General features: G+C 71.7%; 11 protein-coding genes. 5 read left to right on the top strand and 6 right to left on the bottom strand.

Annotated elements, in window-relative coordinates; translation table 11 throughout:
* Positions 1-2 precede the first annotated feature (2 nt).
* Positions 3-725, top strand: a complete 723-nt coding sequence (locus C3488_RS38700; RefSeq protein ID WP_103845505.1) for a CBS domain-containing protein — start codon at positions 3-5, stop codon at positions 723-725.
* Between the two features lie 24 nt (positions 726-749).
* Positions 750-1,328: a hypothetical protein gene (locus tag C3488_RS38695; protein ID WP_103845504.1), complete on the top strand. Its 579-nt coding sequence runs from the start codon at positions 750-752 to the stop codon at positions 1,326-1,328.
* A gap of 56 nt (positions 1,329-1,384) precedes the next feature.
* On the opposite strand, the gene C3488_RS38690 is transcribed toward C3488_RS38695, so the two are convergent.
* From C3488_RS38690 to C3488_RS38680, 3 genes are all read right to left on the bottom strand, one after another.
* Positions 1,385-2,005 carry a CBS domain-containing protein gene (locus C3488_RS38690; RefSeq protein ID WP_103845508.1) on the bottom strand — a complete coding sequence of 207 codons (621 nt, stop codon included), beginning with the start codon at positions 2,003-2,005 and terminating at the stop codon, positions 1,385-1,387.
* A gap of 81 nt (positions 2,006-2,086) precedes the next feature.
* Positions 2,087-2,542 (bottom strand): Crp/Fnr family transcriptional regulator, encoded by a 456-nt coding sequence (locus tag C3488_RS38685; protein ID WP_103845503.1) that lies wholly within the window; start codon positions 2,540-2,542, stop codon positions 2,087-2,089.
* A gap of 248 nt (positions 2,543-2,790) precedes the next feature.
* Positions 2,791-3,048 carry a DUF1876 domain-containing protein gene (locus C3488_RS38680; RefSeq protein ID WP_103845507.1) on the bottom strand — a complete coding sequence of 86 codons (258 nt, stop codon included), beginning with the start codon at positions 3,046-3,048 and terminating at the stop codon, positions 2,791-2,793.
* Between the two features lie 195 nt (positions 3,049-3,243).
* Here C3488_RS38680 and C3488_RS38675 point away from each other — a divergent pair, with 195 nt between their 5' ends.
* Positions 3,244-3,795 (top strand): hypothetical protein, encoded by a 552-nt coding sequence (locus C3488_RS38675; protein WP_103845502.1) that lies wholly within the window; start codon positions 3,244-3,246, stop codon positions 3,793-3,795.
* A 169-nt stretch (positions 3,796-3,964) separates the two neighbouring features.
* Here the strand turns inward: C3488_RS38675 and C3488_RS38670 are convergent, their stop codons facing one another.
* From C3488_RS38670 to C3488_RS38660, 3 genes are all read right to left on the bottom strand, one after another.
* Positions 3,965-4,528: a hemerythrin domain-containing protein gene (locus C3488_RS38670; RefSeq protein WP_103845501.1), complete on the bottom strand. Its 564-nt coding sequence runs from the start codon at positions 4,526-4,528 to the stop codon at positions 3,965-3,967.
* Positions 4,529-4,706: 178 nt separating this feature from the next.
* The gene (locus C3488_RS38665; protein ID WP_103845500.1) at positions 4,707-5,327 is read right to left on the bottom strand and encodes an L-threonylcarbamoyladenylate synthase; all 621 of its coding nucleotides are present in this window, start codon (positions 5,325-5,327) and stop codon (positions 4,707-4,709) included.
* A 236-nt stretch (positions 5,328-5,563) separates the two neighbouring features.
* Positions 5,564-6,094, bottom strand: coding sequence for a pep a2 (locus tag C3488_RS38660; RefSeq protein WP_103845499.1), 531 nt, complete (start codon positions 6,092-6,094; stop codon positions 5,564-5,566).
* A gap of 236 nt (positions 6,095-6,330) precedes the next feature.
* Here C3488_RS38660 and C3488_RS38655 point away from each other — a divergent pair, with 236 nt between their 5' ends.
* Both C3488_RS38655 and C3488_RS38650 read left to right on the top strand, forming a co-directional pair.
* Positions 6,331-6,576, top strand: coding sequence for a DUF5133 domain-containing protein (locus tag C3488_RS38655; protein ID WP_103845506.1), 246 nt, complete (start codon positions 6,331-6,333; stop codon positions 6,574-6,576).
* 83 nt (positions 6,577-6,659) lie between these two features.
* On the top strand, positions 6,660-7,182 hold a 523-nt coding region (locus C3488_RS38650; RefSeq protein WP_146068017.1), incomplete at its 3' end, for a maltotransferase domain-containing protein.

The raw sequence follows: 7,182 nt of genomic DNA, 5'->3' as shown, positions 1-7,182 counted from the left end.
CCATGCACGGCACCCCCCACCTCGTCGGCGACGTCATGACCCGCAGGGTCGTCGCCGTCGGCCACGCGACGACGTTCAAGGACATCGTCAAGGCCATGGGACAGTGGAAGGTCAGTGCCCTGCCCGTCCTGCGGGAGGGCAACCGGGTCGTCGGCGTCGTCTCCGAGGCCGACCTGCTGCGCAAGCAGGAGCTCCGCGACGGAGAACCGGGCCGGTACGTGTCGCTGGAGCGGGCGGCCGACCTCGCCAAGGCCGGCGCGGTCACCGCCGAGGAGCTCATGACCGCGCCCGCCGTCACCGTCCACGCGGAGGCGACCCTCGCCCAGGCCGCCCGGACCATGGCACAGGCCAGGGTGAAACGTCTTCCCGTGGTCGACCGGAAGGGCACTTTGCTCGGCATCGTCAGCCGCTCCGACCTGCTCAAGGTGTACCTGCGCGACGACGAGGACATCGCGGAGGAGATCCGCCGCGAGATCGTCGCCCGTCTCTTCCCCGCCCCGTTGGATCCGGTCCGCGTGGAGGTCCGGGAAGGCGTCGTGCGGCTCACCGGCCGCGTCCGCGACACCGGTCTCGTGCCCGTCACCGCGCGGCTGGTGCGGGGCGTCGACGGCGTCGTGGACGTCGACTGCGCGCTCATGGGGCCGCCCCGGGTGCCCGACCTCGAGGTCGACTTCCCGGACGACGAGGTGTCGCGGTGGCCCTGGAGAGCCGGCAGCGTCGGATGACGCACCCCGAGAAGGTGACGACCGATGGCGACGACCTGTCGTACGGCGGGGAGCAGGGTGTGGCTGTGGCGGTGGCGGCGCAATCCGCTGCTGCGGCGCAGCGACCGTTTCGAGGCCTGGATCGTCCTTGTCACCTGGTTGCTGGTCCTGCTGAGCGGGGTGCTCGCGGGGCGGGCGGCGGCGGGCGCCGTGGAACACGGTCTGGCCGTGCGGGCCGCCCACTCCCACCCTGTACGGGCGGTGCTGACCCAGGACGCGGCGAGAACCACGGAGGACGTCCACGCCTACGGCGACGGCGGCGTGTGGGCGAACGTCCGCTGGAGCGCACCTGACGGTCCGCGCACGGGTCTGGCCAGGGCCGAGCCCGGGCTGAAGGCGGGAGAACAGGTCACCGTGTGGACGGACGACGCCGGGAACCTGGTCTCCAAACCGGCCACCGGCGCCGAGACACGGCTGCAGGCATCGCTGGTCGGCACGATCGTCGGATGCGGTGCCGCGGGCGGGGTGCTGGCCTGCGGGTGGCTGGTGCGCGGGCGCCTGGAGCGGCAGCGCATGGACGAATGGGCCCGGGAGTGGGAGTGCGTCGGGCCGCAGTGGCGGTAGGGACCTGCTGAAAGTGCGGTGGCCGTGGGGACCCAGCTGAAGCGCGCGGTCGGCGGTCAGACCGCCTCGTCCCCGGAGAGGCGGCAGTCCACGTCGACCACACCCTCGACGGCACGCGCCAGCCGGACGGCCACCGGGATCATGGCCGGGTCGCTCACCTTACCCGTGAGGGTGACGACACCCTCCGCGACGATGACGTGGACCGGCTCCACGGGTGCGGGGAAGAGGACGTCGACGATGTCGCGGCGTATCTCGTCGGCGATGTCGTTGTCCTCCCGCAGGAACACCTTGAGCAGGTCGGCGCGGCTGACGACGCCCTCGAGCAGTCCCTCGTCGTTGACCACGGGAAGCCGCTTCACCTTGCGCAGAGCCATGATCCGAGCGGCCTGGGCGAGGGTCGAGTCGGCGTGCACGGTGATCGCCGGAGCGGTCATCAGCTCGCCCGCGGTCACCGCACCGGCCCTGGCCGGGTCGGACACGCGCCGCACCTGCGCGTACGGATCCGGATCGCTGTCGCGCAACTCCTCCTTGGGCAGCAGGTCGGCCTCGGAGACCACGCCGACCACCCGGCCCTCACCCTCCAGCACGGGCAGCGCGCTGACCTTCCACTGCTCCATGAGCTTGACGACGTCCTTGAACGGCGCGTCACGGCCCACGGCGACGACGGCGTGCGTCATCACGTCGCTGACGACGTGCGGGCCGACGGTCACGGTTCCTCCTCGGGGTCGGACGCGGTCCTGGCCGTCGGGCACCGGCCCTCACGGACTGCCGCTGCCGTAGGGGCCGTACAGGTCGAGCAGCCGGATGCGGGCCGCGTTCAGCCGGTGGGCGACGACCTGGCCCACCCAGACGGCGACGGCACGGCCGAACTCGGGGTCCTCGGCGCACATCGCCCGCACGGTCACCGCGTCGAACTCGTAGGCCCGTACCGGGGTCATGGCCTCGGCACCCAACTGCCAGACGTGCGGTTCGAAGTGCCAGGACCAGCCGACCAGCTCGCCGTGACCCAGCGACTCGATGACGGCGGGCCTGCGGCCGGGCACATGCACGTTGAGGGCCACGGTCCCGGTTCGTACGATCCAGAACCGGTCTGCCCTCCGGCCTTCCTCGAACAGCCGGGTCCCCTCGTCGAAGGAGACCTCGCGGGCGATCCGCATCAGCCGTTCGCGGTGCTCGGCGGGAAGGGCCGCGCCCACGGTGGTGACAGAGGCCATCGCTTCACTGTCCTTTCGTTCCCGCCGCCGCGAGGGCTGGGCAGGCCGCACTCGGCGCCGGGACGCCACAGGACGCATGACGGGCGGGAAGGACCCATCCGGTTCTCTCGGATCCTGATTGCGCGGTGCGCGGCTGCCGGCCGCTTCCCCGCGTCTTTCGCAGGTCCTTCCCGTCACCATCAGCACATCACGCGCCCGCCGCGACCACCAGGGCCGATCGGCCCCATGCCCTCGAGGTGCGCAGGACGTCACGGTTCGGCGGGGCCCGCCATCTGGACGATGTCCTCGGAGGCGACGTCGTGCAGCCGGATGGCGAGGTCCTCCAACGCCCGGCTGGCCGCGAGCTCGTCGCCGATCTCGGGGATCGGCCGGTCGACGGGGTTGCGCCGGGCAGCGCCTCTGCCGGCGACGGTCGAGGCGTCAGACGTCCTCAGCACGGCGCGGGCATGGGTGTCGTCGCCGTCCTCGGTGATGTAGATGTCCACGGTCCACTGCTTGGCTTCCATCGGGATCACTTCCCCGAACCAGGAGGTGTTCGTCCCCTTCTTCGGCTTCTTCCAGCCTGCGCCTGTCTCCTGGCCCGGTCCACACCGGCGTGCCGCGGTCGTGAGCCGCACCTGTGACGCATCACACCGTTTGATGGGCTCCCAATGTGATTGGCGCTATTTATCCGTTTCCGGCCGGCCGGTAGCGTGACGCCGATGTCAGCCGATCTGTCTCCCGTCATAGCCGCCACCACCCAGTGGCTGCTGCGCTCCTACCCCGGGACCGGAGGAGCCCTGGACGCCGCCCTCGCCGAGGCTCAGGCGTCCCAGGCCGTCATGGTCGCCGCCTGGCTGCGCTACCCCACCGAGGCCGACGCGGCCCTCGTCGTGTTCGTCGGGCCCGGCGGCTCCGACCGCCTGGACTGGCTGACCGGAGCCGAGGCGGTGGCCGTCGACGATGCCGAGGCCGGTTGGCGGAGCTGGGTGGACGAGGTGGTCGCGAGCTGGGCGGCCTGCCTGCTGACCATGCCGTCGCTCGCTCGCGACGCCGTCGCGGCACTCGACGGCAGCGAGCACGTCAGGGGGCTGGTGTTCGACTTCCGCAGGCTCACCGACCCCGGTGAGCAGGACCGCCGGGCGGTGCCCCTGCTGCGCCACCCCGACCTGCTGGCGCCGCTCGCCGACCTGCACCGGGACTCCCTCGTGGAGCGACTGCACGGCGAGCCCGTGGACGAGGGCGGCCATCTCGGGGACCCGGTCGCCGGCTGAGATCGGTGTGCCGCGAGGGCGTCGGGTGACTCGTCGGCGCTCGGATGACCGTCGGGACGGGATCGCCGCCGTCTGAGGCGCCGCACCCGTCGCCCCCGACCGGTCGACCGCGGGCGGTCGGCTCCCGTGTCCAGGCGGCGGCCCCGAGTTCAGGCGGGCGGCTGCGTACTCAGGATGAGCGGCCGCGACCGGTGACGAAGTCGCGGACCCGGTCGACCAGACCCGTCCCCGGCGCGAGCAGCTTGTTGAGCGGCGGCGTGTCGGGAGCCGCCGGATGGGGGCGTGTGGGGGCCATCTTCTTGGCGGTGCGGATCTTGTCGCCGAGCTGGTCGAGCATCTCCTGGCCGCAGGCCCGTCGCAGCTTGGGGAAGAGGTTGTTCTCCTCGTCCTGGACGTGCGAGATCACCTCGTTCTTCACGGTCGCGAACGTCCGGTCGAACTCGGGGTCCTCCACGGAGCACCTCTCCAGCTGTTTGAGGGCCTCCTCCACCCGCGCGTGGTCGGCGAGCTCCTTGTCGGCGATCGCGCCGCCGCCCTCGACGTGCTCCCGCACCGCCGGGTACAGATACTGCTCCTCCGCGACGGAATGCCGTACGAGTTCGATCGTCATCTCGTCGGCCAGCTTGCGGCGGTCCTCGTGGCCGCTGGGTAGCGACTCGATCCGCTGGAAGAGGCTTTCCACCTCCCGGTGGTCGGTGGTGAGCTCGGCGATGACGTCGCCACCGTGTGCCATGGCGGCCTCCCTGTGACCTGGCTGATGTGTGGGGCGGACGGCTGTCCGGGCTGCTTGTGGCAGCCCTGAACCGCCCGGACATCATTTCCCCGGACAAACAGGACGTTAACGGCACCCGGCGGTAGTCCCCGGATCGGCCGAACGGCCACCTCGCCGGTGCGGCTGGAGGAGCGTCACGTCACTCGAAGCGTGCGGTGTCGCCCGCTCCCTTGCGCACGATCTCGGGCTCGCCCCCCGAGAAGTCGATGACCGTCGTCGGTTCGGTGCCGCAGTCCCCGGAGTCGACCACGGCGTCCACGACGTGGTCGAGCCGCTCCTTGATCTCCCAGCCCTGTGTCAGCGGCTCTTCCTCGCCCGGCAGCAGCAGGGTGCTCGACAGCAGTGGCTCGCCGAGCTCGGCCAGCAGCGCCTGAGCCACCACGTGGTCGGGGATGCGGACCCCGACCGTCTTCTTCTTCGGGTGCAGCAGCTTGCGCGGCACCTCGCGGGTCGCGGGCAGGATGAAGGTGTAGCTGCCGGGCGTCGACGCCTTGATCGCGCGGAACACGTCCTTGTCCACGTACACGAACTGGCCGAGCTGTGCGAAGTCCCGGCAGACCAGTGTGAAGTGGTGGCGCTCGTCGAGGTGGCGGATCGCCCGGATGCGCTCCATGCCGTCCCGGCTGCCCAGCCGGCACCCCAGCGCGAAGCAGGAGTCCGTCGGATACACCACGAGCGCGCCGTCACGGATGCTGTCGGCGACCTGGCCGATCGTGCGCGGCTGCGGGTTGTCGGGATGAACGTCGAAGTACTTCGCCATCCGCCGAGTGTCGATCACGCGGGGGCGCGCTGTCCATGCGACGGGACCTGTGACGGATCGGCGGGGCGGCCGGCGGCCCCGCCGCCGGGGCGCGCCGCCTTGAGACCGGCCTTCCTCACCGGGTCCCCGTAGACCGCCGGGGAGCATCAACGCCGGTGCCCGCCACGGCCGGTGTCCGCGTACGTCGCCGGGCGGCGGGGTGTGCCGCCCGGCATGGGCTCGGCTCGCCGCGGTGGTCAGGCGGGGACGGCGACCGGCTCGCGGCGTCCGGCCCTCGCGGCCTCGCGCTCCCGTCCCGTGGCGTCCGCCGTGAGCGGCAGTGCGCGCGGGAGGGGGCGCGTCTCGCGCAGACTCGGCGCGGGGGTCACCGGCACGAGCGGAGCGGGATCGCCGGCCCGGGCCCGTTGCGAGAACCAGATGATCTTTCCGCCGGCGCCGGTGGCGCAGCAGCCCCAGCCGTTGCTCAGCGCCGCGATCTGCGCCAGACAGCCGCTCGGCGCGTAGTGCGGCCGGATGTCGCGCTCGCTGTCCTGGACAGCGGTGATCAGATGGTGGCCGTTCCACCACATCTCGAGGGTGGTGTTCTTGTCCGCGGCGTGGGCGTCGATCGTCCGCAGCAGCGCTTCGGCGCACTGGCAGACGGGTTCGACGAGGATCTCCAGATCCCAGTAGCGGAGGTGGGCGGCCAGGATCCGCCGGACCTGCCCGATCCGCTCCGGGCTGACCTCGACGTCGAGGTGGTAGTAGCAGGGGGCTGCGGTCTTCATTGTCGTTGGCTCCTCACCGGCGAAGCTCTCGCTCCTCCTCGCCCCTGTGGGCCGGGCCCCGATCACGAAGCGTGAGCGGTCGTCGCTCTCGAGTCAGTCCCAGAGTGCGAGCGCTACTCCATTCGTGCAACACGAAGCGCTCCAGCCCCATTGGTTTAATTCCGAACAGGACGCTGCGTGATGAACCGTGCACCATGGGTGCAACACTCAGTGCTGAGAGCGAGGTGACCGGTGCCATGCCCCTGCCGGCCAGAGCCGAGGTCGCCAGACATCTCGAGCGGTTTCGGGAGTGGGAGCGCCTGATGCTCGCGTCCCCGGACAACCGGGAGGTGCGCGGCACCTTCGAGAGCACCGGTTACAGCCTGTGCGTGCTCATGGGGAAGCGGTGCGCACGCGAGGCCGCCGACGCCGCCGAGCTCTACCTCCGCACGCACAGTGAGCGGACCGCGCGCCCGTCTCCGGCAGCTTCGGCGGACGGGTAGCCGGACGCCGTACGCAGCCCCGGACCCATGACCGCAGAGCCGGCGCCCACCGAGCTCGACGACGGCTAAGGAGGCGAAGACGGATGGAACCGCAGGCCGCGCACCGGGACGGGGCGAGCCCTGTCGCCGAGGGCGCGAGGGCCTCGATCGGACGCATACCGATCGTGGACGTCCGTCCGGCCGTAGACGGCGGCCGACGCCCCGCCAAGGCGGTGGAAGGGGAGACCTTCCAGGTCACCGCCACGGTCCTCGGTGAGGGGCACGGCGCGATCGGCGCCAACGTCGTGCTCTGCGACCCCGAGGGCCGCCCCGGACCGTGGACGCCGATGCGCGAGCTGGAGCCCGGCAGCGATCGCTGGGGCGCCGAGGTGACCCCGCTGTCGGTCGGCGCCTGGACCTACGCCGTGGAGGCGTGGAGCGATCCGGTCACCACCTGGCGCCGACACGCACGGATCAAGGTCCCATCCCGCATCGACGTCGCCCTGGTCCTGGAGGAGGGCGCCGACCTGTACGAGCGCGCGGCCGGGGGAGTGCCGCAAGGACCGTGGCGGGACCTCCTGCGCGGGGCAGCCCGCGCCCTGCGCGACGAGTCCCGCCCACCGGTCG

This window comes from Streptomyces sp. Ru72, from assembly GCF_002920635.1.
Classification (GTDB): domain Bacteria; phylum Actinomycetota; class Actinomycetes; order Streptomycetales; family Streptomycetaceae; genus Streptomyces.
Note: the sequence above shows the minus strand (reverse complement) of the source record. Positions and strands in the feature narration are given on the sequence as shown.